The organism is Amycolatopsis sp. DG1A-15b (assembly GCF_030285645.1).
In the GTDB taxonomy this organism is placed as follows: domain Bacteria; phylum Actinomycetota; class Actinomycetes; order Mycobacteriales; family Pseudonocardiaceae; genus Amycolatopsis.
The window spans coordinates 2,501-27,980 of the sequence record NZ_CP127296.1 but is presented as its reverse complement, the minus strand read 5'-3'; the positions used below and the strand labels follow the sequence as shown (position 1 = coordinate 27,980).

Annotated in this window: 23 protein-coding genes and 2 rRNA genes (1 of these 25 only partly in view); 18 read left to right on the top strand and 7 right to left on the bottom strand. The window is 69.5% G+C overall.

Annotated features, from left to right (window positions below; all coding sequences use genetic code 11):
* The first annotated feature begins 64 nt into the window (after positions 1 to 64).
* Positions 65 to 364, top strand: coding sequence for a hypothetical protein (locus QRY02_RS00130; protein ID WP_285989440.1), 300 nt, complete (start codon positions 65 to 67; stop codon positions 362 to 364).
* Here QRY02_RS00130 and QRY02_RS00125 read toward each other — a convergent pair.
* Complete coding sequence (locus QRY02_RS00125; protein ID WP_285989439.1) at positions 321 to 983, bottom strand: ribonuclease FAU-1 family protein; 663 nt, start codon at positions 981 to 983, stop codon at positions 321 to 323. The genes QRY02_RS00130 and QRY02_RS00125 overlap by 44 nt on opposite strands.
* Positions 976 to 1,824 carry a hypothetical protein gene (locus QRY02_RS00120; protein ID WP_285989438.1) on the bottom strand — a complete coding sequence of 283 codons (849 nt, stop codon included), beginning with the start codon at positions 1,822 to 1,824 and terminating at the stop codon, positions 976 to 978. Before QRY02_RS00120 ends, QRY02_RS00125 begins: the two co-directional genes overlap by 8 nt.
* A gap of 109 nt (positions 1,825 to 1,933) precedes the next feature.
* Between QRY02_RS00120 and QRY02_RS00115 the strand changes: the two genes are divergently transcribed.
* The 5 genes from QRY02_RS00115 to QRY02_RS00095 all read left to right on the top strand — a co-directional run bounded on the left by QRY02_RS00115 (position 1,934) and on the right by QRY02_RS00095 (position 7,911).
* A complete protein-coding gene (locus QRY02_RS00115; protein WP_285989437.1) occupies positions 1,934 to 3,433 on the top strand; it encodes a leucyl aminopeptidase in 1,500 nt (499 codons plus the stop codon).
* Between the two features lie 101 nt (positions 3,434 to 3,534).
* Positions 3,535 to 5,499, top strand: coding sequence for a TRAP transporter permease (locus tag QRY02_RS00110; RefSeq protein WP_285989436.1), 1,965 nt, complete (start codon positions 3,535 to 3,537; stop codon positions 5,497 to 5,499).
* Positions 5,496 to 6,473: a TAXI family TRAP transporter solute-binding subunit gene (locus QRY02_RS00105; RefSeq protein ID WP_285989435.1), complete on the top strand. Its 978-nt coding sequence runs from the start codon at positions 5,496 to 5,498 to the stop codon at positions 6,471 to 6,473. Before QRY02_RS00110 ends, QRY02_RS00105 begins: the two co-directional genes overlap by 4 nt.
* A gap of 9 nt (positions 6,474 to 6,482) precedes the next feature.
* Entirely contained in the window at positions 6,483 to 7,448 is a 966-nt protein-coding gene (locus QRY02_RS00100) for an SMI1/KNR4 family protein (protein WP_285989434.1), read from the top strand.
* 10 nt (positions 7,449 to 7,458) lie between these two features.
* Positions 7,459 to 7,911, top strand: coding sequence for a GNAT family N-acetyltransferase (locus QRY02_RS00095; protein ID WP_285989433.1), 453 nt, complete (start codon positions 7,459 to 7,461; stop codon positions 7,909 to 7,911).
* Here the strand turns inward: QRY02_RS00095 and QRY02_RS00090 are convergent.
* Complete coding sequence (locus tag QRY02_RS00090; protein WP_014466777.1) at positions 7,908 to 8,252, bottom strand: hypothetical protein; 345 nt, start codon at positions 8,250 to 8,252, stop codon at positions 7,908 to 7,910. The genes QRY02_RS00095 and QRY02_RS00090 overlap by 4 nt on opposite strands.
* A 182-nt stretch (positions 8,253 to 8,434) precedes the next feature.
* Between QRY02_RS00090 and lpdA the strand changes: the two genes are divergently transcribed.
* Genes lpdA through lipB form a run of 6 tightly spaced genes read left to right on the top strand, consistent with a single transcriptional unit; the run spans position 8,435 to position 14,835 of the window.
* Positions 8,435 to 9,808 carry a dihydrolipoyl dehydrogenase gene (gene lpdA, locus QRY02_RS00085; protein ID WP_093953353.1) on the top strand — a complete coding sequence of 458 codons (1,374 nt, stop codon included), beginning with the start codon at positions 8,435 to 8,437 and terminating at the stop codon, positions 9,806 to 9,808.
* A 55-nt stretch (positions 9,809 to 9,863) separates the two neighbouring features.
* On the top strand, positions 9,864 to 11,636 hold the full coding sequence (gene sucB / locus QRY02_RS00080) for a 2-oxoglutarate dehydrogenase, E2 component, dihydrolipoamide succinyltransferase (protein WP_285989432.1): 1,773 nt from the start codon (positions 9,864 to 9,866) through the stop codon (positions 11,634 to 11,636).
* A 4-nt stretch (positions 11,637 to 11,640) separates the two neighbouring features.
* Positions 11,641 to 12,582 carry a serine hydrolase gene (locus tag QRY02_RS00075; RefSeq protein WP_285989431.1) on the top strand — a complete coding sequence of 314 codons (942 nt, stop codon included), beginning with the start codon at positions 11,641 to 11,643 and terminating at the stop codon, positions 12,580 to 12,582.
* A 17-nt stretch (positions 12,583 to 12,599) separates the two neighbouring features.
* The gene (locus QRY02_RS00070) at positions 12,600 to 13,475 is read left to right on the top strand and encodes a TIGR01777 family oxidoreductase (RefSeq protein ID WP_285989430.1); all 876 of its coding nucleotides are present in this window, start codon (positions 12,600 to 12,602) and stop codon (positions 13,473 to 13,475) included.
* Positions 13,472 to 14,095, top strand: a complete 624-nt coding sequence (locus QRY02_RS00065; RefSeq protein ID WP_285989429.1) for a phosphatase PAP2 family protein — start codon at positions 13,472 to 13,474, stop codon at positions 14,093 to 14,095. Before QRY02_RS00070 ends, QRY02_RS00065 begins: the two co-directional genes overlap by 4 nt.
* Positions 14,092 to 14,835, top strand: a complete 744-nt coding sequence (lipB, locus tag QRY02_RS00060; protein WP_285989428.1) for a lipoyl(octanoyl) transferase LipB — start codon at positions 14,092 to 14,094, stop codon at positions 14,833 to 14,835. Before QRY02_RS00065 ends, lipB begins: the two co-directional genes overlap by 4 nt.
* Positions 14,836 to 14,932: 97 nt before the next feature.
* On the opposite strand, the gene QRY02_RS00055 is transcribed toward lipB, so the two are convergent.
* A complete protein-coding gene (locus QRY02_RS00055; protein WP_285989427.1) occupies positions 14,933 to 15,868 on the bottom strand; it encodes an LLM class F420-dependent oxidoreductase in 936 nt (311 codons plus the stop codon).
* 4 nt (positions 15,869 to 15,872) lie between these two features.
* Positions 15,873 to 16,484: a TetR/AcrR family transcriptional regulator gene (locus QRY02_RS00050; RefSeq protein ID WP_285989426.1), complete on the bottom strand. Its 612-nt coding sequence runs from the start codon at positions 16,482 to 16,484 to the stop codon at positions 15,873 to 15,875.
* A 129-nt stretch (positions 16,485 to 16,613) separates the two neighbouring features.
* Between QRY02_RS00050 and QRY02_RS00045 the strand changes: the two genes are divergently transcribed.
* The 6 genes from QRY02_RS00045 (at position 16,614) to QRY02_RS00020 (ending at position 22,027) form a co-directional block, all read left to right on the top strand.
* Positions 16,614 to 17,135 carry a hypothetical protein gene (locus tag QRY02_RS00045; RefSeq protein WP_285989425.1) on the top strand — a complete coding sequence of 174 codons (522 nt, stop codon included), beginning with the start codon at positions 16,614 to 16,616 and terminating at the stop codon, positions 17,133 to 17,135.
* 19 nt (positions 17,136 to 17,154) lie between these two features.
* Positions 17,155 to 18,105 carry an oxidoreductase gene (locus tag QRY02_RS00040; RefSeq protein ID WP_285989424.1) on the top strand — a complete coding sequence of 317 codons (951 nt, stop codon included), beginning with the start codon at positions 17,155 to 17,157 and terminating at the stop codon, positions 18,103 to 18,105.
* A gap of 25 nt (positions 18,106 to 18,130) precedes the next feature.
* Complete coding sequence (lipA, locus tag QRY02_RS00035) at positions 18,131 to 19,132, top strand: lipoyl synthase (RefSeq protein WP_285989423.1); 1,002 nt, start codon at positions 18,131 to 18,133, stop codon at positions 19,130 to 19,132.
* Between the two features lie 45 nt (positions 19,133 to 19,177).
* Positions 19,178 to 19,825 (top strand): DedA family protein, encoded by a 648-nt coding sequence (locus tag QRY02_RS00030; protein WP_285989422.1) that lies wholly within the window; start codon positions 19,178 to 19,180, stop codon positions 19,823 to 19,825.
* Positions 19,826 to 19,842: 17 nt separating this feature from the next.
* Positions 19,843 to 20,712: a patatin-like phospholipase family protein gene (locus QRY02_RS00025; RefSeq protein WP_285989421.1), complete on the top strand. Its 870-nt coding sequence runs from the start codon at positions 19,843 to 19,845 to the stop codon at positions 20,710 to 20,712.
* 103 nt (positions 20,713 to 20,815) lie between these two features.
* Complete coding sequence (locus QRY02_RS00020; protein WP_285989420.1) at positions 20,816 to 22,027, top strand: L,D-transpeptidase; 1,212 nt, start codon at positions 20,816 to 20,818, stop codon at positions 22,025 to 22,027.
* 512 nt (positions 22,028 to 22,539) lie between these two features.
* Here QRY02_RS00020 and rrf read toward each other — a convergent pair.
* Both rrf and QRY02_RS00010 read right to left on the bottom strand, forming a co-directional pair.
* Positions 22,540 to 22,656, bottom strand: a 5S ribosomal RNA gene (gene rrf, locus QRY02_RS00015).
* Positions 22,657 to 22,737: 81 nt separating this feature from the next.
* Positions 22,738 to 25,480: ribosomal RNA gene (locus tag QRY02_RS00010) — 23S ribosomal RNA — on the bottom strand (it continues 380 nt past the right edge of the window).

Genomic DNA, 25,480 nt, shown 5'->3' with positions numbered 1-25,480 from the left:
TAGTCGGATGTCCATGTGTTCCGGGTTTCCCGCGCCCGCGGCGTGACCCCTCTAGGATGCTTCTGTGACCTACCACTCCACTGAGCCGGTCCCCCGGCCCAAGAGCACCGGCGCCGACATCAAGACCTTCGCCGCCGCGGTGCTGCTGACCTTCGGCGTCGGCCTGCTCGGCATGGTCGGCTGGGCCGTGCTGGACAGCGGCTTCGGCGGTTTCCTCGGCCTGGTCGGCGGCGTATTCGGCGTCGTGTGGTGGCGGAAGATCCACGGCAAGGCGTTCCCGAAGGTGCTCCCGACCAAGTCGGTCGTCATCCTCGCGGTCGTCAACGCGGTGCTGGCGCTGATCCTTCTCCTGACCGCGGGCTGAGCTCCGCCGGCAACTCCGGCGCCGGCCAGCCCCCGTCCGGGCGGAAGTCGGTGTCGGTCCCGTCGAACGGGTAGGCGCCGCGTTCGGCCAGCGCGCCGATCCGCTCGCCCTCCACGCGCAGCCGGTCGAACTGCTCGAGCGTCAGGCGCCCGACTTCCAGCGCGGCCTCGGCCTCGTCTTCGTCGTCCCAGCGCCAGCTGCCGTCGCGCTCGACGACGACGTCGAGAACGCCGTCGATCCGGTCGACCGCGCCCGCCGTGCGGCCCAGCGGGATCTCCAGGTTGACGTACCAGTTCTTGAACCGGCCTTCGAGGTCGAAGAACCACCAGACCGAAGACCACTCGTCTTCGGGGATCCGGCGCAGCGTCGACGCGCCGTGCCAGGAGTCCGGCACCGCCACCCGCGGGATGCGGAACCGCTGGTCCAGCGGGGCGTCCCGCATCAGGCGGCCGTCGGCGAGCCGGCTGCCGATGATCGGCGTGCCCGCCGGCAGCCAGGCGCGCAGGACGCGGCCGTCGTCTTCGAGGACGCGCAGCGGGTGGACCTGGCCGATCGAGCCGTCGGGGCGGTGGAAGCGTTCGACCACGGTCTGCCCCGGCCGCCACCGTCGATCACTCACGCGCCCCACTGTACCTGCGCGCGCGTACGCCCAGTAGCAGTTCGGTCACGGTGGCCAACCCGGCCACGACGAGCACGGGCAGCACCGGCAGCAGGTACGCGGCCACCACGGCCGCGATGCGCGCCACGATCCCGGGCGCCCCCGTCCGCACCCGGACGTCACTGCCGGCCACCACCGCGGGGACGACGGTCGCGATCACGGCGACGACGGTGAGCAGCGGCTGCAGGGCGTCCGCGTCGGCGGCGGACAGCAGGTCCCGCAACGAGGTCGGGGACAGCCCCAGCCGGACCGCGCCCAGCTGGTAGAGCGCGGCGAAGGCCACCAGCACGGCGACCCCGCCGAGCAGCAGCACCCGCCACCCGGCGTGCTCGCGTCGCCGGGCGCGCAGGAACGGGAGGAAGATCACCGCGGCGACGAGCACGCCCGAGAAGTCCGGGGGCCGGAGGCCGCCGCCGACGGTCGCCACCGGCGGCACCGCGACGCACACCGCGATCAGCCCGAGACCCGCGAGGAGCAGCAGCGCGCCCGTGATCCGTACGACGATCGTCGGGATCTCCAGCCCGGCGAACCCCGCGCCGGTCACCACGACGACGAACGCCGTGGCGGCCGCCGCCCGGTGCTCCGGGAAGACGTAGGCGCCGAACGCGATCGCGTAGACGGCCACTTCGGACAGCCGCGCGACGGCGATGACGACCCGGTCCACCAGGGCATCCCCGGGTTCCGGTACCCGCGCCGTCACGCCGGCGGCCACGGCCGCCAGCACCAGCCCGGCGAGCAGCCACCAGCCCGCGCCCGCCGCCCCGGCCGCCAGCGCCACCAGCAGTCCACCGCCCAGCCGCACGCGGCCCTCCCGTACCTCTGTTCACCCGTGGTTCCGTCGTCATTAGCATGGCTCACGATCCCGACCGGGCCGGTGCCCGGTACCACCGAGAACGCGCGAGGAGCCAGAAGTGACCGTGCCTAAGCTCGCCCTGTCCGACAACACCGGGGAGGCACTGGCCAAGACGCGCGCCGACGTGGTCGTCATCGGCACCCTGGCCGGCGAGGACGGTCCCGTGCTCGCCCCCGGCGCCGCCGCCGTGGACGCCGCCTTCGACGGCCGGCTCGCCGGCCTGCTGGCCACGCTCGGCGCGAGCGGCAAGGCCGAAGAGGTCGTCAAGGTCCCGACGCTGGGCAAGCTCCCCGCCGGTGTCGTGCTCGCCGTCGGCCTGGGCAAGGCGGCCGACGCCGTCACCCCCGAGCAGGTCCGCCGCGCCGCGGGCGCCGCCGGCCGCGCGCTGGCCGGCACCGACCGCGCGCTGGTCACCCTGTCCGAGCTCGACCTGCAGGCCGCCGTCGAGGGCACGATCCTCGGCTCCTACGTCTTCACCGCCTACCGCTCGGAGAAGGGCGACGCCCCGCTGGCGAAGGCGGACTTCACGAGCCCGGCCGACGGCACCGCCCGCGAGCACAAGGCGACCCTGAAGGCGGCCGGCACCATCGCCGAGGCCGTCATCATCGCCCGCGACCTGATCAACACCCCGCCGAACGACCTCTACCCGGCTTCCTTCGCCGACCGCGCGAAGAAGCTGGCCGAGGACAACGGCCTCGAGTTCGAGGTGCTCGACGAGAAGGCCCTGAAGCGCAAGGGCTTCGGCGGCATCCTCGGCGTCGGCGGCGGCTCGTCGCGCCCGCCGCGGCTGCTGCGCCTGGCCTACAAGCCGGCCAAGGCCGCCAAGAAGGTCGCGCTGGTCGGCAAGGGCATCACCTTCGACTCCGGCGGCATCTCGCTCAAGCCCGCGGCGAACATGGACCACATGACCTCGGACATGTCCGGCGCGGCCGGCGTGCTCGCTTCGGTGGTGCTGGCGGCGAAGCTGAAGTACCCGCTGGAAGTCGTCGCGCACATCCCGCTGGCCGAGAACCTGCCGTCGGGGACGTCGTACCGCCCGGGTGACGTGCTGACCATGTACGGCGGCAAGACCGTCGAGGTGCTCAACACCGACGCCGAGGGCAGGCTCGTGCTCGTGGACGCCATGGTGCGCGCGGCCGAGGAGAACCCGGACTACCTGATCGAGACCTCGACGCTGACCGGCGCCCAGGTCGTCGCGCTCGGCAACCGCACCGCCGGCGTGATGGGCTCGGAGGACTTCCGCGACCGAGTCGCCGGGGTCATGCAGGCCACCGGCGAAAACGGCTGGGCCATGCCGCTGCCGGAGGAACTGCGCGCCGACCTCGACTCGCGGCTGGCCGACCTGGCCAACGTGACCGGCCACCGCTGGGGCGGCATGCTGGCCGCGGGCATCTTCCTGCGCGAGTTCGTCGCCGACGGCCTCGACTGGGTCCACATCGACATCGCGGGCCCGTCGTTCAACACCGGCTCCCCGTGGGGCTACACCGGCAAGGGCGGCACCGGCGTCCCGGTGCGCTCGATCGCCGCGGTGCTGGCGGACATCGCCGCCAACGGCTGACCGCGTTTCCCCCGGAGGGCTCCCGCCGCGGCGGGAGCCCTCCGGCGTTTTCCGCCGGAAGATCCCTTTCGGTGTGATCCGCGACACCGTACCGTGGCCGGGTGACGACCGAGCCGGTGGAACGCGACTCCCCCGCCGAAATCGCCGCCGAGCACGACGAGGAACGCCCGGCGCGGAAGCTGTCCCGCGTTCCCGACCGCGTCGTCTACTTCGTCGCCCTCGCCGTCGCGGTTCTCGTGCTCAAGCAGGTGTTCTTCCCGTTCGCCAAGGGCAACCAGTTCTACCTCGTGCTCTTCCTCGGCGTGACCCTGCCGCTGGTCTTCCTCTGCTACCGCCCGCGGCTGCGCGGCCGTGACGACCCCGGCTGGACCGACTGGGCGCTGGCCGTCGTCGCCCTCGCCGTCGGCCTCTACCCGGTGCTCGTCGGCTACGACGACTTCCTGAACCGCCAGGGCATCCTGTCCCCGCTGGACATCGTGGCCGGCGCGCTGCTGCTGGTGCTGATCCTCGAAGCCACCCGCCGCACCACCGGGCTGGTGCTGCCGATCGTCTGCCTGCTGTTCCTCGCCTACGCCTACTACGGTGGCTTCCTCCCGCAGAACTGGGGCATCGCCCACGCCGGCGTCGACTTCAGCCAGATCGTCAACGCGCTCTTCAACGACGCGAGCGGGTTCTACGGCACTCCCCTGGACGTCGCGGCGAGCTACATCGTGCTGTTCACCCTCTACGGCGCGGTGCTCAACGCCTCCGGCGCCGGGAAGTTCTTCGTGGACATCTCCTTCGCCGCGTTCCGCCGGTCGCGGACGGCACCGGGCCGGACCACCGTGCTGTCGGGCTTCCTGCTCGGCACGGTGTCGGGTTCGGGCACGGCCACGGCGGTCAGCCTCGGCTCGATCACCTGGCCGATCCTGCAGAAAGCCCGGTACCCCAAGGAAAACGCGGGCGGCCTGCTCGCCGCGTCCGGCATCGGGGCCATCCTCTCGCCGCCGACGCTGGGCGCCGCCGCGTTCATCATCGCCGAGTACCTGCAGACGTCGTACCTGAAGGTGCTGATCTGGGCGACCGTCCCGACGCTGCTCTACTACCTCGGCATCGTGTTCGCGATGGAGGCCGACGCGCGGCGTTTCAAGGCCGAAGCCGTCGACGTCCCGCACGACGACCCGTGGAAGCTGTTGCGGCGCGGGGGTTATCACTTCCTGTCGCTGGCGATCATCGTCGTGTTCCTCGCCCTGGACATCCCGCCGTTCGCCGCGGTGGTCTACGCCACCGGCGTCGCCGCGCTGTTCGCGTTGCTCGCCCGGCGTCACGACGTGCGCGGGTGGGCCCGGGACATGGTGGACGCGCTGTCGGCCGGTGTCCGGGGCGCGCTGCCGGTGATCGCGGTCTGCGCGGCGGCCGGCGTGATCACCTCGACCATCACCAAGACCGGGCTGGGCCTCGAACTCGCCGACGCGCTGGTGGAACTGGCCGGCGCGCTCACCGACAACGGCACGGTGATCCTCATCCTGACCGTGCTGCTCTCGGCGATCGCCGTCGGCGTGCTGGGCCTCGCCGTGCCGGTCACCGCCAGCTTCATCATCGCCTGGGTCGTGATCGGCCCCGCGCTGGAGACGCTCGGCGTCGCCGACGCCGAGCGCGCGATGTTCATCTTCTACTACGCCGTGCTGTCCGAGGTCACGCCGCCGACCGCGCTCGCGGCGGTGGCTTCGGCCGCGATCACCGGCGGCTCGGTGCTCGGCACCATGTGGCAGTGCTGGAAGTACACGCTCCCGGCGTTCCTGGTGCCGATCGCCTTCGTGCTGACCGACAACGGCGCCGCGCTGCTGCTGGAGTCCGACGTGGTCACCGTGCTGTGGGTGACGGCGGTGTCCGCGCTCGCCGTCGCCGCGCTGGCGGTGGTCACCGGGGGCTGGCTCTTCGGGCCGGTCGGCCTTCCGGTGCGATTGCTGTTCGTGCCCGCCGCCTTGTGCCTGCTCTACCTGGAGCCGATCCCGATCGCGATCGGTGCCGGGTGCGGCGCCGCCGCCTTGGGAACCCACGCCGTGATCAAGAGGAGGACAGCATGAAACGCGCAGTCGCCGCCGCCGCGGTGCTCGCTCTGGCCGTCACCGGCTGCGGCGGGAAACAGCAGACCGACCAGGCCGCTCCCGGCGGGGGAACACAGTCCTGCGAAGCCGGCGAGGGCCGCATCACCATCGCCACCGGCAACAGCGGCGGCGTCTACTACGTGCTGGGCGGCGGGCTGGCCCAGCTGATCAGCAACAACACCAAGCTGCGCGCGACGGCCGCGGAAACCGGTGCGTCGGTGCAGAACATCCAGCAGCTGGTGGCCGGCAACTACGACGTCGCGTTCTCGCTGGCCGACACCGCCGCGGACGCCGTCAACGGCAAGGGATCCTTCGACGGCAAGCCGCAGAAGATCCAGGCCCTGTCCCGGATCTACCCGAACTCGACGCAGGTCCTGGTGCGCACCGACGCCGGCATCAACAGCATCGCCGACATGAAGGGCAAGCGGATCTCGACCGGCTCGCCGAAGTCCGGCACCGAGGTGATCGCGAACCGTCTCCTGCAGGCGGCGGGGCTCAAGCCCGACACCGACGTCCAGGCACAGCGGCTGGACCTGGCCAAGACGGCGGACGGTATGAAGGCGGGCACCCTGGACGGGCTCGTCTGGTCCGGCGGGCTGCCGACCGCGCAGATCACCGACATCACCACAGCCATGAAGGACAAGGTGAAGTTCCTCGACATCACGCCGCTGCTGCCCGCGCTGAAGAAGGTCAACCCGGTCTACGACCAGGCCGTGATCCCGAAGGCGGCCTACGCGCAGCCCGCCGACGTGCCGACGGTGGTGGTCCCCAACCTGCTGCTGGTGCGCGAGGACTTCCCGGCGGGCAACGCGTGCGCGATCACGAAGCTGATCTTCGACAAGCAGGCGGAGCTGGCGAAGGTGCACCCGGCGGCGAAGGAGATCACGCGGCAGCTGGCGACGCAGACCGACCCGGTACCGCTGCACCCGGGCGCCGGACAAGCGCTGGGCTAGGGTCGTGGCGTGGACGCCGGTGAGTACCTGGAGGCGGCGGTCCGCGACGTCCTGACCGCGGCTGAACCGCGTGTCGACGACCAGGTCGGCCACGCGGCCCTGCTGCTCGCCGTCGCCGGCGCCCTCGACGAGGCCGACCGGCTGGTCACGCAGTGGCTGGCCCGCACGGAACGGCCGGTGGCCGCCCTGGCCGCGGACCCGGTACGGGCGCGCGCGTGGGCGATGCTCTTCGAGGCTTGGGGTGCGCGTCCGGACTGGGCCGAGGGGTTGCCGCCGCTCGACCTCGATGCCGAGGAGCGCGCGCACACGGTTTCGCTGCGTCGTCCGGTGTCCGACCTCGAGGGCGTTCTCCCGCCCGGCCCGGTCGCCGAGGTGGTGAAGCACGTCGCGCCCGCGCGCCCGGACCGGGTTCGCACCGCTCTCGCCGAAGGTGACCTCGAGCTTTGGGCTTCGCTCGCCGGGCCGCACCCCGACGTCGCCACGTTGGCGGCGACCCGGGCACTGGCGCCCGCGCTGGTGGCCGGCGCCGATCCGCTCGGCCTGCGCGACTGGGCGCCGGGGTGCGCGGGGGCGCTGGTCGCGGCCCTGCACGAGCGGTACCCGCCGGACCTGGGCAGCTGGCCGGAGCTGATCGCGGCGATCCTGCGTCTGCGCGGCGGCGTGACGCCCCCGCCCCCGGCGTCGGAGTCGGCGATCCGCTCGGCCGAGCTGCGGCTGGGTGTTTCGCTGCCGGAGGACCACCGCGAATTCCTGCGCACCTGCGACGGCCTGCCCGCGGACGTGGTCTTCCCGCGCCTGCTCGGCACGGCGGACCTGCGGGCCGAGGACGGTGTCGTGGTGCTGTCGGACCCGGCGGTGCTGCTGCTCTCTTCGGGAAACGTGGTCGAGGTCGACCCGGTCCTCGGCACCACCGTGCACCCCTCGTTCCGCGCCGCGCTGGTCCAGCACGCCACCCTGCTCGCCCAAGCCACGTAGGTTGGACCGGGTGACCACTCTCACCGCGGAGCAGATCACCCGCGACAACGTCGCCGCCGCGTGCCAGCTGGCCGTCGAACCGCACCAGAAGGACTTCGTGGCGCCGGTTGCCGTCTCGCTCGCCGAGGCCTACACCCAGCCGGACGTGGCCTGGCCCCGGCTGATCCTGCGGGACGGGGAACCGGTCGCCTTCGTCATGGGCGCGTTCGACCCGGACGCCGAGTTCGACTTCTTCCGCTGCGGGATCTGGCGGCTCAACGTCGGCGCCGGGGTACAGGGCCGCGGCTACGGCCGCTTCGCGGTGGAGACGGTCCTGGAGGAAGCCCGAAGACGGGGCAACACGGCCGTGACCGTGCTCTGGCTCCCGGCCGAGGGCGGCCCCGAGGACTTCTACCTCAAGCTGGGCTTCCGCCCCACCGGGCAGGCCCACCACGGCGAGGTCGTCGGCCGGATCGACCTCTAGACCTGGCCGCGCTTCTTCCGCTCGGTGTACTCGCGCATCCGCTTCGGGTACCCGACGCGCGCGACCTCGTACACCGGGATCGAGCGGCGGTGGCCGAACTGCTGCGCGGCCTCCAGGCTGCCGATGCGGCGGCGGGTCCATTCGCCGTCGTGGGCGATCAACACCACAGTGGTGTCCGTGATGTTGGTCTTCGGCTCCACGAACGCCTCGACACCCCGCCGCGTGGCCATCCACTCTTCCAGGTGACGAGTGTCCTCGGAGCTGGCTTTCCGCAGCGTACCGGCCCGCTGTCCACCCTTGGCCCGCCTGCGCAGCGAGTCGAAGAGCCCCACCTCGACCACCTCTTCTCCCGAGACCTACGCCACTCAGTATCCCGGACTCCGCGTGTGGTCGGCGTCGCACACCCGGCTAGCTCGCAGCCCCGTCCGGCGTAGTGACAAGATGGCGGGTGTCGCGCGCGCGGTTATACCGGGCAGGGGCGACGACAGAGCACCACCCCACTGCTTGCCGAGGAGTTAATGAAGTGACCGACACCTCCGCCGACCTCGTGATCCTGGGAGGCGGATCGGGCGGCTACGCCGCGGCGTTCCGCGCGGCCGAGCTGGGCCTTTCCGTCACGCTGATCGAGAAGGACAAGCTGGGCGGGACGTGCCTCCACCGGGGCTGCATCCCGACCAAGGCCCTGCTCCACGCCGCCGAGGTCGCCGACGAGACCCGTGAAGCCGAAGCGGTCGGCGTCAAGGCCGTCTTCGAGGGCATCGACATCGCCGGGGTCAACAAGTACAAGGACGGGATCGTCGCCCGCCTGTACAAGGGCCTGCAGGGCCTGGCCAAGGCGCACAAGGTGAACCTCGTCGAGGGCAGCGGCACGTTCGTCGGCGGCACGACCGTCGAGGTGGACGGCACCCGCTACACCGGCAAGAACGTCATCCTCGCCACCGGCTCGTACTCGCGCACGCTGCCCGGCCTGGAGCTCGGCGGCCGCATCATCGCCAGCGAGCAGGCCCTGGCCCTCGACTACGTCCCCAAGAAGGTCGTGGTCCTCGGCGGCGGCGTCATCGGCGTCGAGTTCGCCAGCGTGTGGGCCTCCTTCGGCGTCGACGTCACCATCGTCGAAGCCCTGCCGCGGCTGGTCCCGAACGAGGACGAGTTCGCCTCCAAGCAGCTCGAGCGCGCCTTCCGCCGCCGCAAGATCGCCTTCAAGACCGGCGTGAAGTTCACCGGCGCGAAGCAGGACGACAACGGCGTGAGCGTTTCGCTGGAGTCCGGCGAGACCATCGAGGCCGACCTGCTGCTGGTCGCCGTCGGCCGCGGGCCGAACTCGGCGGGCCACGGCTACGAGGAGGCCGGCGTCAAGATCGAGCGCGGCTTCGTCCTCACCGACGAGCGGCTGCGCACGAACCTGCCGAACGTCTACGCCGTCGGCGACATCGTCCCCGGCCTGCAGCTCGCGCACCGCGGCTTCCAGCAGGGCATCTTCGTCGCCGAGGAGATCGCCGGGCAGAACCCGCGCGTGATCGACGAGAGCGGCATCCCGCGGGTCACCTACTCCCACCCGGAGGTCGCGTCGGTCGGGCTGACCGAGTCGCAGGCGAAGGACAAGTACGGCTCGGACGTCACGACGTTCACCTACGACCTGGGCGGCAACGGCAAGAGCCAGATCCTCAAGACCTCCGGCGGGGTCAAGCTGGTCAAGGCCCCGGACGGCCCGGTCGTCGGCGTCCACATGGTCGGCGACCGCGTCGGCGAGCTGATCGGCGAAGCGCAGCTGATCTACAGCTGGGAGGCTTTCCCCGAGGACGTCGCGCCGCTCATCCACGCCCACCCCACCCAGACCGAGGCCCTCGGTGAAGCGTTCCTCGCCCTCGCGGGGAAGCCGCTGCACGTGCACAGCTGACGTCCCACCAGCAGAACCCAGACCACGCAGAACTTGGAAGAGGAGTCAGCGAACGATGGCCTACTCCGTCACATTGCCGGAGCTCGGGGAGAGCGTCACCGAAGGCACCGTCACCCGGTGGCTTAAGCAGGAGGGCGACACCGTCGAGGTCGACGAGCCGTTGCTCGAGATCTCGACCGACAAGGTCGACACCGAGGTGCCCTCCCCGGTGGCGGGCACGGTCGTGAAGATCAGCGCCCAGGAAGACGAGACCGTCGAGGTCGGCGGCGAGCTCGCCGTGATCGACGACGGGTCCGGCGGCGTGCCGGAGTCCTCCGGGTCCTCCGCCCCGGCGCAGGAAGAGCAGCAGGAGTCCGAGCCGGAGCCGCAGCAGGAGGAGTCCGCGCCGCAGGCCGAGGACAGCGCGCCGAGCAAGCCGGACACCGCGCCGGCGGCGGGTGGCGAAGGCACCGAGGTGAAGCTGCCCGAGCTGGGCGAAAGCGTCACCGAGGGCACCGTCACGCGCTGGCTGAAGGCGGTCGGCGACTCGGTGGAGGTCGACGAGCCGCTGCTCGAGATCTCGACCGACAAGGTCGACACCGAGGTGCCGTCGCCGGTGGCCGGCACGGTGCTGGAGATCCGCGCGGGCGAGGACGAGACCGTCGAGGTCGGCGGTGTCCTGGCCGTGATCGGCGACGCGAACGCGGCGCCGAAGGCGGAGTCCGAGCCGGAGCCCAAGCCCGAACCCAAGCCCGAGCCGAAGCCCGAGCCGGTTCAGGAGGCGAAGCCCGAGCCCAAGCCGGAACCGAAGCCGCAGCCGCAGGCCGCCCCCGCGGCCAAGGCCACCGAGGCGGCCCCGGCCGCCGCGGCGAAGGACGGCTCGGCGGACGGCCCGTACGTCACGCCGCTGGTCCGCAAGCTCGCGTCGGAGCACGGCATCGACCTCGCGTCGCTGACCGGCAGCGGCGTCGGCGGCCGGATCCGCAAGCAGGACGTCCTGGCCGCGGCCGAGGAGAAGCAGAAGGCGGCGGCCGCCCCGGCTCCCGCGGCTGCTCCCGCCGCCGCGGCCGCTCCGTCGGCGCCCGCCGCGCGTCCCGCGGCCCCGGTGTCGCCGGAGCTGGCGGCGCTGCGCGGCACGGTCCAGAAGGCCAGCCGGATCCGCCAGATCACGGCCACCAAGACCCGCGAGTCGCTGCAGATCGCCGCGCAGCTCACGCAGGTCCAGGAGGTCGACGTCACCAAGATCGCCAAGCTGCGGCAGCGGGCGAAGGCGGGCTTCAAGGAGCGCGAGGGCGTCAACCTGACGTTCCTGCCGTTCTTCGCGAAGGCCACGGTCGAGGCGCTCAAGCAGCACCCGAACGTCAACGCGTCCTACAACGAGGACACGAAGGAGATCACCTACCACGGCGCCGTGCACCTGGGCATCGCGGTGGACACCGAGCGCGGGCTGCTCTCGGTCGTGATCCACGACGCGGGCGAGCTGAGCCTGGCCGGTCTCGCGCACCGGATCGCCGACCTGGCGGGCCGCGCGCGGGCGGGCCAGATCAAGCCGGACGAGCTGTCGGGCGGCACCTTCTCGATCACGAACATCGGCAGCGTCGGCGCGCTGTTCGACACGCCGATCATCGTGCAGCCGCAGTCGGGCATCCTCGGCACCGGCGCGGTCGTCAAGCGCCCGGTCGTGGTCGCGGACGCCGACGGCAACGACACGATCGCCGTCCGGTCGATGGCGTACCTGCCGCTGACCTACGACCACCGCCTGGTGGACGGGGCCGACGCGGGCCGCTTCCTGACGACGATCAAGCAGCGCCTGGAAGAGGGCAACTTCGAGAGCGAACTCGGCCTCTGACCGCATGACCGCGAAGGGCTCCGCACCAGCCGGTGGGGAGCCCTTCGCGGCGTTCCGGACCTGGCTCGCCGGCCACCGCGGCGATGTTTCGGTGGTCGCCGAGGACGGCGCCGGGCTCCGGCTCAGCCACCTCCCGGACGTGCCACGCGTCCTGGCCTCGACGATCAAAGTCGTCCAGCTGCTCGCCTACACGACGGCGGTGGCCGGCGGGCTGGACCCGGACGAGCCGGTGCGGGTCGGCGACTGGGACGCGTTCCACCCCTTCGACGGCGACGGCCCGCTCGGCGACGGCGCGCACCGCCGGGCCCTGACCTCCCTGGGCATCGCCTGCGACGAGTACGGCATCGCCCGCGACCCGGACCAGCTCGTCCCGCTCGACGCGATCGCCACGGCGATGATCTCCGTCAGCGACAACGCGGCCCCCGACCACCTCCGGGCCCGGCTCGGCGACGAGGCGCTGCGGGCGGCGGCGAAGGACGGCGGCTGGCCGGACGCGGACCTCCGCTGGTTCTGCGGCGAAACCCTCCGCTCGTTCTTCCCCGGCCACCCGGACCTGACCGCGCGCTTCACCGCCTCTCCCGCGTTCCGGCGGGAAGTCCTCGGCCGCGTCCGGGGCGAGCCGATCTCCGCCGAAGCGGAGTGGGCTTGGACGCAGAAGACCGCCAAGGGCACAGCGGCGCAGCTGTTCGCCTTCCACCGCCACCTCGCCACCGCGGACACGCCCGCTGTCGCGCTCGCACGCCGGAAGCTCGGCGGCGACGCGCTGTACAAGGGCGGGAGCCTGCCCCGCAACCGCGGCTTCGGGCTGTCCGCGGACGGCGGCACCGTCGCGATGTTCTACACCGGCACGGACTTCCCCGAGGTCCCGCTTCCCGGGCTGGGCCTGGCGATCCTCTCCGACCTCCCCGCGTTCGCGCGGGACCTGGGCGTGCGCCTGCGACCCTGATGGGCCACGATCGAACCATGCGAGTACTGATCGCCGGAGCGAGCGGCTTGATCGGGTCGGCGCTGGGCGAACGCCTGCGGCGCGAAGGCCACGAAGTCCGCCGCCTGGTGCGGCGCGAAGCCCGCGAAGGCGGCGAATTCCGCTGGGACCCGCCGTCGGGCACCGTCGCGAGCGGCGCCTTCGAGGGCGTCGACGCCGTGGTGAACCTGGGCGGGCAGCGGTTGTTCCCCGGCCGGTGGAGCGCGATGCGCAAGCAGCAGCTCACCGACAGCCGGGTCGAGCCGACCGAAGTGCTCGCCGAAGCCGTCGCCGAACACGGCGTCGGGGTGCTCGTCAACGCCTCCGCCGTCGGGTACTACGGCCACACGCACGCGTCCACTGTGGACGAATCCGCGCCGCGTGGCCGGGGGTTCCTGGCCGAGCTGTGCGAAGCGTGGGAAGCCGCGACGGCGGCCGCCGGGGACGCGCGGGTCGTGCGGATCCGGACCGGGCTGGTCCTGTCCGCGAAGGGCGGGCTGTACGGCACGCTGCGCCCCCTTTTCGCCCTGTGCCTGGGCGGGCGCCTCGGCGACGGGAGCCAGTACATGCCGTGGATCTCCCTCGAGGACGAGGTCGGCGCGATCGTCCACGTCCTGACGCACGACGACGTGTCGGGGCCGGTGAACCTGACCGGTCCGGCCCCGGTGACCAACGCCGAGTTCACCCGCGCGGTCGGCCGCGTGTTGCACCGGCCGGCACCGTGGTGGGTGCCCGGGTTCGCGCTCAAGGCCGTGCTCGGCCAGGCCGGCGAGGAGATGGCGCTGTTCGGGCAGCGAGCGGTCCCCGCGGTGCTGGAGCGGTCCGGCTACGAGTTCCGGCACCGGACCCTGGACAGCGCGCTCGCCGCGGCATGACTGTCCGGCTGCAGCGCTGGCTCGTCGTGGGCCTGGTGTTTTCGGCTGCGTTCGTCCTGCTGGGGCTGAGCGTGGCGCGGCAACCGCTGGCCCTCGACGTCGCGGTGTCGGACGCTCTTCACGGCGTGTACGCGGAGCCGCTCGGGCGGGTCGCGCAGGCCGGCAGCGACGTCGTCGGCCCGGTGCTCCCCTACGTCCTCGGCGTCGCGCTGCTGGCGCTGGCGCTGCGGCGGCGTGAGCACTTCGGCCTGTGCGTCCGGCTGGCGGTCGTGCTGTTGTTGTGCCGACTGACCAGCTTGGTGTTCAAGCCGGTCTTCCTGCGGGAACGCCCGCGCGACTACCCGGACCTGAGTTATCCGAGCGGGCACGTGGTGTCGGTGGCGAGCACCGGGTTCGTCCTGCTCCTGCTGTGCGCGTGGGTGTGGCCGCGGCTGGTCCGGCGCGTGGCGGCGGCCGTCGCGGTGGCGGTGGCGCTGTCGGCCGCCTGCCGCGTCGTGCTCGGCGTGCACTGGGTGACGGACACGATCGGCGCAGTGCTGGCGGTGACCGGTGTCGGGCTGCTCTCAGCGTGCGCCTTGCGGCTGCTTCCCCCGGGTGACGGGCGTAGCCTCGACGGGTGAGTTCTTCCCGCACTTCCTGCCGCGCCAGCACCGAGCCCGTCGACGTCCGCGAGCTCGGCACGATCGACTACACCGAAGCCTGGGAGCTCCAGCGCAGCCGGCTCACCGAGCGCGCCGACGGCACCGCGCCGGACACGATGTTCCTGCTGCAGCACCCGTCGGTGTACACCGCGGGCAAGCGCACCGAGCCGGCCGACCGCCCCACGGACGGCACCCCGGTGATCGACGTCGACCGCGGCGGCAAGATCACCTGGCACGGCCCGGGCCAGCTGGTCGGCTACCCGATCGTCAAGCTCGCCGACCCGATCGACGTGGTCCACTACGTGCGGCGCCTCGAGGAGGCGCTGATCCACGTGTGCGACCAGCTCGGAGTGGCGAGCGGCCGCGTCGAGGGCCGCAGCGGCGTGTGGATCCCGGCCGACGAGCGAGGGATAGAGCGCAAGATCGCGGCGATCGGCATCCGCGTCCAGCGAGGCGTGACGATGCACGGCTTCGAGCTGAACTGCAACGCGGACCTGGCAGCGTTCGATTCGATCGTCCCGTGCGGCATCCGCGACGCGGGCGTGACGTCGCTGTCCTACGAGCTCCAGCGCGACGTGACGGTGGAGGCGGTCCTCCCCCTGGCCCGCGACGCGGTGCTGGCGGCCCTCGAAGGCGAGCTCCCGGTGAGCGAGGACCGCTGGCTGCCGCGCCCGGAAGCCCCGAAGGCCGCAGGCGTCACCTTCGCCCTCCAGAACTGAAACCCGTGAAGGCCACCTGTGGACAAACAGGTGGCCTTCACGGGTTCAAGCTCCGGAACTGTCGGACCGTTCCGCTAGCGTGGAAAACGGGGGCTGCTCAGTCCAGCTGCGGCGCGACCTCGGCGGCGATCAGCTCGATCTGGTCCAGGTCCGACAGGTCCAGCAGCTGCAGGTAGACCCGCGTGACCCCGGTCTTCTCCCGCCACTGCCCGATCCGGTCGACGACCTCCGCGGGCGACCCGGCCAGCCCGTCGGCTCGCAGATCGGCCACTTCCCGCCCGATCACCGAAGCCCGCTGAGCGACCTCCGCGTCGGACCGCCCGACCCCGATCACCAACGCCACCGAGCGCAGGATCTCCTTCGGGTCCCGGCCGATTTCCGCCGCCGCGGCTTCGACGCGGGCGAACTGGGCCAGCGCCGTCTCCGCGTCGGTGAACGGCAGGTTGAACTCGTCGGCGAACCGGGCCGCGAGGGCCGGGGTGCGCTTCTTGCCGCCGCCGCCGATGATCACCGGCGGGGCCGGGGACTGCGCCGGCTTCGGCAGCGCCGGCGACTCGGACAGCGTGTAGTGCTCGCCCGCGAACGAGTACGTCGAGCCCGCCGGCGTCTTCCACAGCCCGGTGATGATCTCGAGCTGCTCGGCGTAGCGGTCGAAGCGCTCCTTCAGCGGCGGCAGCGTCAGGCCGTACGCCTCGTGCTCGGCGTCGTACCAGCCCGCGCCGAAGCCGAACTCCACGCGGCCGCCGGACATCTGGTCGACCTGCGCCACGGAGATGGCCAGCGGTCCCGGGTGGCGGAACGTCGCCGCGGTGACGAGCGTGCCCAGCCGGATCCGGCTGGTCTCCCTGGCCAGGCCGGCGAGGGTGATCCACGCGTCGGTCGGGCCGGGCAGGCCGTCGGCCGAGCCCATCTTCAGGTAGTGGTCGCTGCGGAAGAACGCGTCGTACCCGGCGGCTTCGGTCGCCTTCGCGACGCGCAGCAGGTCGTCGTAGCTGGCCCCTTGCTGGGGCTCGGTGAAGATCCTCAAGTCCACGACGTCAGCCTATAGAGAGGTCGGGCTCCGTGCGCCTCAGCCGGACCAGCATGCGGACGATCACGTCCTCGATCTCGGCGCCGACCTTCTTCGGGTCGGGCGAACTGGCGATTTCGGTCGCCGCGCTCGACAGCGCGCCGAACAGCAGCCGCGCGGTGACCTCGACCGGCACCGGCTCGACCTCGCCCGCGTCGATCAGCGACTGCAGGCCCGAGCGGACCAGCCCGAAGCTGCACCGCTCCTCGGCCTCGCGCCAGCGTTCCCAGCCCATCACGACCGGCGCCTCGTGGATGGCGATCCGCTGGTAGGCGGGGTCGAGGCAGGCGCGGATGAACGCGTTGAGCCCGCCGAGCGCCCGTTCCCACGGCGTGCCCTCGCCGGTCATGATCTTGTCGAGGCGGTCGTAGACGAGGCTTTCGACCTGGTCGAACGCGGCTTCGAACAGTGCCTGCTTGCCGCTGAAGTGGTGGTACAGCGCACCCTTGGTCACCCGGGCCCGCTTGGCGATCTCGTCGAGCGAGGTCCCCGCGTAACCGCGCTTGGTGAACAGTTCGACCGCGCTGTCGACCAGCGCGGACCGCGTCGACTCGGAGTAGTCGAGTCGTCTGGACCTCATTGTCGCCACCTTCACAACTTTACGCCCGGAACCGCTCTCCATACTCATGGTATGTTCGGCGCGTCAGGTCCGTACCGGGAGTATGCCGCAAACCGGCGGTATGACCCGGGCCACGGAAGGGGAGCCACCATGAGCTGGACAGACTTCTACCGACGTCAGGAAATCCTCGAAGCGACCGTCCGCCTGGCCGCCCGGAACCCGGGCGAGCCGCTGCCGCTCGAGGAGGTGCCCGGTGCCGAAGAGCACTTCGGCACCGAGGAAAACGTCCTCACCGCCCTGCAGTACCAGTGGACGCGGACGCTGAGCGGGCGCCTGCGCGCCGAGGTCATCGACCCGGACGACGCCGACGGCCTCGGCGACCACGTCGACGCCGTCACCCGCGCCTGGCGCGCCGCCGTCGACGAGCACGCCGACCTGCGCGCGGTCCTCGACGGCGCCTACGAGCGGCACGCGTCGCTGCGCCGGATGCACGAAGGCGAGCTGCGGATGCTCGCCGTCACGGCCGGCTTGGCCGACCCGCGCGAACCCGCCGAAGAGATCGTCAAGGTGGGCCACGCGTTCGAGGCGCTGCTGCGCGCGAACCGTGAAGAATCCGTGCGCCGCCGTCCGGTGATCGGACACCTGCGCCGACTGCTCGCGCCCAGTGCGTGAACAGGTTTAAGTTTCACCCATGACACAGCGCTGGACCGACGCCGACATCGCCGATCAGAGCGGCCGGACCGTTTTGGTCACCGGGGCGAACTCCGGTCTGGGGCTGCGCACCGCCGAGGTGCTCGCGGGCAAGGGGGCCCGCGTGCTCCTCGCCTGCCGCTCCGCCGAGCGCGGCGCGAAGGCACTCGAAACCGTGAAAGCGGCCGCCGCGGGCGCCGAACCCGAGCTCATCCCGTTGGACCTGAGCGAGCTCGCGTCGGTGCGCGCGGCCGCCGCGTCGGTGCGGGAACGCACCGGTGACGCGCTGGACGTGCTGGTGAACAACGCCGGCGTGATGGCGACCGCCCGCGGCCGCACCGCCGACGGCTTCGAGCTGCAGTTCGGCACCAACCACCTCGGGCACGCGGCGCTGACCTGGCTGCTGCTGCCCGCCCTGCGCGGCCGGCAGCACGCCCGCGTCGTCGCGCTGTCGAGCCTGGCCGCCGTCGGCGCCCGGATCGACCTCGAAGACCCCAACGCCGAGCACCGCCGCTACAACCCGGCCACGGCGTACGGGCAGTCGAAGCTCGCCAACCAGGTGTTCGCCCTGGAGCTCGACCGGCGGCTGCGCGCGGCGGGCGACGACGTCCTCAGCGTCGCCGCCCACCCCGGCTACACCGCCACCGGCCTCGGCAGCGGGATGGCGCGCTCGTACACCAACCCGGTCGTCCGCGCGGTCATCGCCGGGGGTCACCGGATCGGCGAGGTGCTCTTCGCGCAGAACGTCCGCCAGGGCGCGCTGCCGCAGCTGTACGCGGCCACCGCGGACGGCGTCGAGAGCGGCGACTACATCGTGCCGGGCGGCCTCGGCGGCACGCGGGGCAACCCGGTCAAGGGGCGTCCCCTGTCCGCCGCGCGCAGCGAGTCGCTGGGGGCCGCGTTGTGGGACGTCACCGCGAAGCTGACCGGCGTCACCCCGGATCCCGCGTAGCCCGGACGGGCGTACGGTTGAGCTCGTGAGTGCTGCACCTGAGGGCCGGAAGCTGTTGCGTCTCGAGGTTCGCAACAGTGAGACGCCGATCGAGAAGAAGCCGCCGTGGATCAAGACGCGGGTGCGGATGGGGCCGGAGTTCACCGAGCTCAAGGGTCTGGTTCGCCGCGAAGGTCTTCATACGGTGTGTGAAGAGGCCGGCTGCCCGAACATTTATGAGTGCTGGGAGGACCGTGAGGCCACGTTCCTGATCGGTGGGGACCAGTGCACGCGGCGGTGTGATTTCTGTCAGATCGACACGGGGAAGCCTGCGGAGCTGGACCGCACCGAGCCGCGGAAGGTCGCGGAGTCGGTGCAGGCGATGGGGTTGCGGTATTCGACGGTCACCGGTGTTGCCCGGGATGACCTGCCCGATGGTGGTGCTTGGCTGTATGCGGAGACCGTGCGGCAGATCCACGAGCTGAACCCGGGTACGGGTGTCGAGTTGCTGATCCCGGACTTCAACGCCGACCCCGCGCAGCTGGCCGAGGTGTTCGGCTCGCGGCCGGAGGTCCTCGCCCACAACGTGGAGACGGTGCCGCGGATTTTCAAGCGCATTCGCCCGGGATTCCGGTACGCGCGCTCTTTGGAGGTCATCACGGCGGCGCGTGCGGCCGGTTTGGTGACGAAGTCGAACCTGATTCTCGGGATGGGTGAGACGCCGGAGGAGGTGGCGCCGGCGATGCGGGATCTGGTCGATGCGGGGTGTGAGATCTTGACGATCACGCAGTACCTGCGTCCCTCGCCGCGGCACCACCCGGTGGACCGGTGGGTGAAGCCGGAGGAATTCGTCGAACACTCGAAGTCTGCCGAAGCGATGGGCTTCGCGGGTGTGATGGCCGGGCCGCTGGTGCGCTCGTCGTACCGCGCGGGACGCCTCTACGCGCAGACCAAAGCCCACCGCGGCGAGGTCCTGCCCGAGAACCTGCGGCACCTGACGGCCGAAGGCCCCGCGGCACAGGAAGCCGCGTCCCTTCTGGCCAGGTGACGCGCGTCACCCCACTATCCTTAAAGGATCGGTAAAGTGGCGGGCATGGCCCTGGTTTCGGACTTCCTCAGCTGGTTGCAAGGCCTGCCGGAACCGGGGCTCGTCGCCGTGACCGGCGGCCTGGTGTTCGCCGAGTGCACGATCGGGCTGGGCTTCCTGGCCCCCGGCGAATCCGGGTTGCTCGTCGCCGCGACGACGGCGAACACCGTCCCGCGGTTCCTGGTCCTGTGGCTGGTCGTCACCGTCTGCGCGACGGCGGGCGACGCGCTCGGCTACGGCATCGGCCGCCGCTTCGGGCCGCGCCTGCGCGAGACGAAGCTCATCCGCAAGTACGGCCTCGAGGCCTGGGACAAGGCCACCACCGTCCTGGAACGCCGGGGTGCCTGGGCGGTGTTCTTCGCCCGGTTCCTGCCGGTGATCCGGACGTTGACACCCGCCGCGGCCGGGACGTCCGGGCTGGCGTTCCGCAAGTTCCTGCCCGCCGCCGCGGCGGGCGCGTTCTGCTGGTCACTGGTCCACATCAGCATCGGCGCGGCGCTGGGCGAAGCCGCGAAGCGCATCGAAGGCGCCCTGAACACCGGCGGCCTGATCGTGGTCGGCGTGCTCGCCGCGGCCGCGGTGTTCTTCCTGGTGCGGCTGAAGAAGCGCAAGGCACTGGCCACGCCCGAGCCGGAGCCCGAACGCGTGCCCTGAGTACTACATTCGGCGGTATGAGTCTCGCGGATCTCCCCCGGCCGGTCGGCTTCGTCCTCGGCGGAGGCGGCAGCCTCGGCGCCATGCAGGTCGGCATGCTGCGCGCCCTGACCGAAGCCGGCCTCACGGCGGACGTCGTGACCGGCACGTCGGTCGGTTCGCTCAACGCCGCCGTGCTGGCCCGCTCCGGCGAAGACGCGCTCGCGCGGCTGCACGACATCTGGGTGCACATGACCCGGGCCGAGGCGTTCCCCGGCGGCGTGCTCAGCCGCGTCCGGACGCTGACGCAGAGCAAGACGCACCTGTTCCCCAACACCGGCCTGGCCGGGATCATCGCCGACCACCTCGGCGCTTCGACGCGCTTCGAGGACTTGGCACTGCCACTGGGCGTCGTCACGACACAGGTCGACACGGCCGAGCCGCTGCTGATCCGCTCCGGGCGCCTGCTCGAGCCGCTCCTGGCGAGTTGCGCGATCCCCGGCATCTTCCCGCCGGTGGCCCACGACGGGCAGCTGCTGTACGACGGCGGGCTCGTCGCGAACGTGCCGATGCGGCAGGCCCTCGCCATGGGGGCGAAGTCGCTGGTGGTGCTCGACTGCGCGTTCCCCGGGAAGCTGCCGGGCGCGCCGCGGACGTTCGCCGAGGTGATGATGTTCACCGCGATGATCAGCATGCGGAACCAGGCCGTGCTGGAGGCGCCGGTGGCGGCCGCGCAGGTGCCGGTGATCTACCTCCCGGGGCCCGCCCCGGTACGTGTGAACCCCCTGGATTTCGGGCACACGGAAACACTGGCGGAAGAGGCGTACACCGCGGCGCGCGAATACCTCGGCGCGCTGTCGGTGAGCGGGCCGGGGCTGTACGGCGCACCCGGACTCGTCATCACGTGATCCACGTCACGCCGATGCACCGATCCGCTGGTAAGAACGTCATCGCTATCGCGTAGTTTTGATGACGAATGCCCGCCGATCCCGATTCCCAAAAAGAGACAATATGCTCCCCAAGAAGATTTTACTTTCGGTGGCCGGAATCCTTGCCGGAGCACTGCTGCTTTCCGCCTGTTCGTCCGGTGACGACGGTGGTTCGCCCGCCGGTGGGGCGCCGTCGTCGGGGTCCGCCTCGCCGTCCGAGACCCCGGTCGCGGTGACGTTCGAGCCCGCGGGCGGCGCGGCGGTGAACCCGGCGACGCCGATCGTCGTCAAGGCGGCCAACGGGAAGCTCCTCGACGTGGCGGTGACGAACACGGCCAAGGGGAAGACGGTCGCCGGCAAGCTGGCGGCCGACGGGTCGAGCTGGACGTCCAGCGAGCCCCTCGGCTACGGCACGACGTACAAGATCGTCGCGCACGCCCAGGGTGCCAACGGGAAGCCGGTCGAGCAGGACAACCAGATCACGACGCTGTCGCCGAAGAAGCAGGCGAACGCCAACCTGATCCCGGCGCCGTCCGCGGTGGCGAGCACGGGCGTCGGCGTCGGCCAGCCGATCGTGTTCAGCTTCGGCAAGGTCGCCGTCAAGGACAAGGCGGCGGTCGAGAAGGCGTTGACGGTGGAGTCGACCCCGAAGCAGGACGGCAGCTGGTACTGGATCGACGACTCGAACGTCCACTACCGGCCGAAGGAGTACTGGAAGGCGGGCACGACGCTGAAGGTGACGGCGAAGATCTACGGCGTCGATTTCGGCGGCGGGGTGTTCGGCGCGGAGGATCGTACGGAAACGTACAAGGTGCACGATTCCTGGATCGCGAAGGCGGACGGGAACAGCGAGCAGATGCAGATCTTCCACAACGGGCAGATGGTGAAGTCGATGCCGATTTCGATGGGCAAGGACGCCACCCCGACCCACCTGGGCGCGCACGTGATTTCGGACAAGCAGGCGAACTACACGATGGATTCCTGCACGTACGGCGTCTGTCCCCCGGACCCGAAGGCGTACCGCTCGAACGAGAAGTGGTCGGAGCGGATCTCGAACGACGGCGAGTTCGTCCACGAGAACCCGAACAGCGTGGGCCAGCAGGGCAGTTCCAACGTGTCCCACGGGTGCATCAACCTGAACGACGCGAACGCCCAGTGGTTCTTCCAGAACATGGGCCTGGGCGACGTCGTCGAGGTCACCAATTCCGGGGGCCCGCAGCTCCCGGTCTGGGACCTGTACGGCGACTGGTCCAAGTCCTGGGCCGACTGGCAGGCCGGCTCCGCCATCAAGTAACCGCCACCTTCCCGCCCTTCTCACCGGCCTTCGGGGGTCAGGAGCTCCGCTCCTGACCCCCTTCTTCATGCCCCGCACCCGCTACCGCCCTCTGGTACGCGAGTTCCGCCTTCAATCACGCGAGTTCCGGCCTCAATCACGCGAGTTGCGGGTCTGATCACGCGTTTCCCGAACCGGCTCCGCCCGGCGGGGAGCGCTGGGAGGCATCACGCGTGCTCCGGGAGGGATCATGCGTGTCCGGAGGGGCGTCACTCGTGATCGGGGAGGCATCACCGCGGCCGGCCTGGCGGAAGTCATGTGTCTGAGGCCGGGACTCGCGTGATTGCGGGCGGGACTCGCGTGACTGGACCCGGAACTCGCGTGACTGGACCCGGAACTCGCGTGATTGGGGCCGGAACTCGCCTGTCCGGAGGGTCAGGTGTACGGCCGGCGAGCCGGGGTGGGAATGGAAAAAGGGCCTGGGCCGGGAGACTCTTGGTCTCTACCGGGCCCAGGCCCTTCCCTCACGTTAAGTTCGGCGGTGTCCTACTCTCCCACAACCCTTCGGTTGCAGTACCATCGGCGCTGTCAGGCTTAGCTTCCGGGTTCGGAATGGGACCGGGCGTTTCCCTGACGCTATAACCACCGAAACACTACGAAACAACACACACCATGAACACTGTTCACCGGTGTGGTGTTTCAGAACCGTAGAGTGGATGCGTAACATCTTCGTAGGCAAGTCCTCGGCCTATTAGTACCAGTCAACTCGACAACACATTACTGTGCTTCCATTTCTGGCCTATCAACCCAATGGTCTGTTGGGGGCCTTAACCCACATGGGGTGGGATACCTCATCTTGGAACAGGCTTCCCGCTTAGATGCCTTCAGCGGTTATCCCTTCCGAACGTGGCCAACCAGCCATGCCCTTGGCAGAACAACTGGCACACCAGAGGTTCGTCCGTCCCGGTCCTCTCGTACTAGGGACAGCCTTCCTCAAGTATCCTACGCGCGCGGCGGATAGGGACCGAACTGTCTCACGACGTTCTAAACCCAGCTCGCGTGCCGCTTTAATGGGCGAACAGCCCAACCCTTGGGACCTACTCCGGCCCCAGGATGCGACGAGCCGACATCGAGGTGCCAAACCATGCCGTCGATATGGACTCTTGGGCAAGATCAGCCTGTTATCCCCGGGGTACCTTTTATCCGTTGAGCGACACCCCTTCCACCAGGAGGTGCCGGATCACTAGTCCCGACTTTCGTCCCTGCTCGACATGTCTGTCTCACAGTCAAGCTCCCTTGTGCACTTGCACTCAACACCTGATTGCCAACCAGGCTGAGGGAACCTTTGGGCGCCTCCGTTACTCTTTAGGAGGCAACCGCCCCAGTTAAACTACCCATCAGGCACTGTCCCTGAACCAGATCATGGCCCGAGGTTCAGATTCCCAATTCGACCAGAGTGGTATTTCAACAACGACTCCACAGCCACTAGCGTGACCACTTCACAGTCTCCCACCTATCCTACACAAGCCGAACCGAAAACCAATACCAAACTATAGTAAAGGTCCCGGGGTCTTTCCGTCCTGCCGCGCGTAACGAGCATCTTTACTCGTAGTGCAATTTCGCCGGGCCTGTGGTTGAGACAGCCGGAAAGTCGTTACGCCATTCGTGCAGGTCGGAACTTACCCGACAAGGAATTTCGCTACCTTAGGATGGTTATAGTTACCACCGCCGTTTACTGGCGCTTAAATTCTCAGCTTCGCCCCGAAAGGCTAACCGGTCCTCTTAACGTTCCAGCACCGGGCAGGCGTCAGTCCATATACATCGTCTTGCGACTTCGCATGGACCTGTGTTTTTAGTAAACAGTCGCTTTCCGCTGGTCTCTGCGGCCACCCACCCCTAGCTTGCAAGAAGCTTCAGGATGTTTGGCCCCCCTTCTCCCGAAGTTACGGGGGCATTTTGCCGAGTTCCTTAACCACAGTTCACCCGATCGCCTTGGTATTCTCTACCTGACCACCTGTGTTGGTTTGGGGTACGGGCCGTGCATGCACTCACTAGAGGCTTTTCTCGGCAGCATAGGATCACTCTACTTCGCCTCAAACGGCTACGCATCACGTCTCAGCCTCATGGAACACGGATTTGCCTATGTTCCGGCCTACACGCTTACACCAGGACAACCATCGCCTGGCGGAGCTACCTTCCTGCGTCACCCCATCGCTTGACTACTACGAAATCAGGTCCCACGCTCCACAACACCCACTCAGCCCGAAGGCCTCACAGATGCGCTTTGGGTGGTTAGTATCAAACGCCTCGTCATGGGCGCACATGCTCGGGTACGGGAATATCAACCCGTTGTCCATCGACTACGCCTGTCGGCCTCGCCTTAGGTCCCGACTTACCCTGGGCGGATTAGCCTGGCCCAGGAACCCTTGGTCATCCGGCGGCAGAGTTTCTCACTCTGCATTCGCTACTCATGCCTGCATTCTCACTCCCACACCCTCCACGACTGGCTTCCGCCGCCGCTTCCCTGGATGCAGGACGCTCCCCTACCCATCCATACCACTAGACAAGGACTTCAAGAGTCCAAGCCGATGTATTGCATGAATGACACAGCTTCGGCGGTGTGCTTAAGCCCCGCTACATTGTCGGCGCAGGACCACTTGACCAGTGAGCTATTACGCACTCTTTCAAGGGTGGCTGCTTCTAAGCCAACCTCCTGGTTGTCTGGGCAATCCCACATCCTTTCCCACTGAGCACACACTTAGGGGCCTTAGCTGGTGTTCTGGGCTGTTTCCCTCTCGACGACGAAGCTTATCCCCCGCCGTCTCACTGCCGTACTCTAACACCACGGTATTCGGAGTTTGGTTGATTTCGGTAACCCGGTAAGGCCCCTAGACCATCCAGTAGCTCTACCCCCGTGGAGAAACATACGACGCTGCACCTAAATGCATTTCGGGGAGAACCAGCTATCACGGAGTTTGATTGGCCTTTCACCCCTACCCACAGCTCATCCCCTCAGTTTTCAACCTAAGTGGGTTCGGGCCTCCACGACGTCTTACCGTCGCTTCACCCTGGCCATGGGTAGATCACTCCGCTTCGGGTCTAGACCACGCGACTCAATCGCCCTATTCAGACTCGCTTTCGCTACGGCTACCCCACACGGGTTAACCTCGCCACGCAGCACTAACTCGCAGGCTCATTCTTCAAAAGGCACGCCATCACCCAACAAAGCAGGCTCTGACGGCTTGTAGGCACACGGTTTCAGGTACTCTTTCACTCCCCTCCCGGGGTACTTTTCATCTTTCCCTCACGGTACTAGTCCGCTATCGGTCTTCAGGAAGTATTTAGGCTTACCGGGTGGTCCCGGCAGATTCACAGCAAATTCCACGAGCTCGCTGCTACTCGGGAACACCACCAAGGTCCTTGAAACTGGTTTTCGCGTACGGGGCTCTCACCCACTCCGGCCCGCCATCCCAA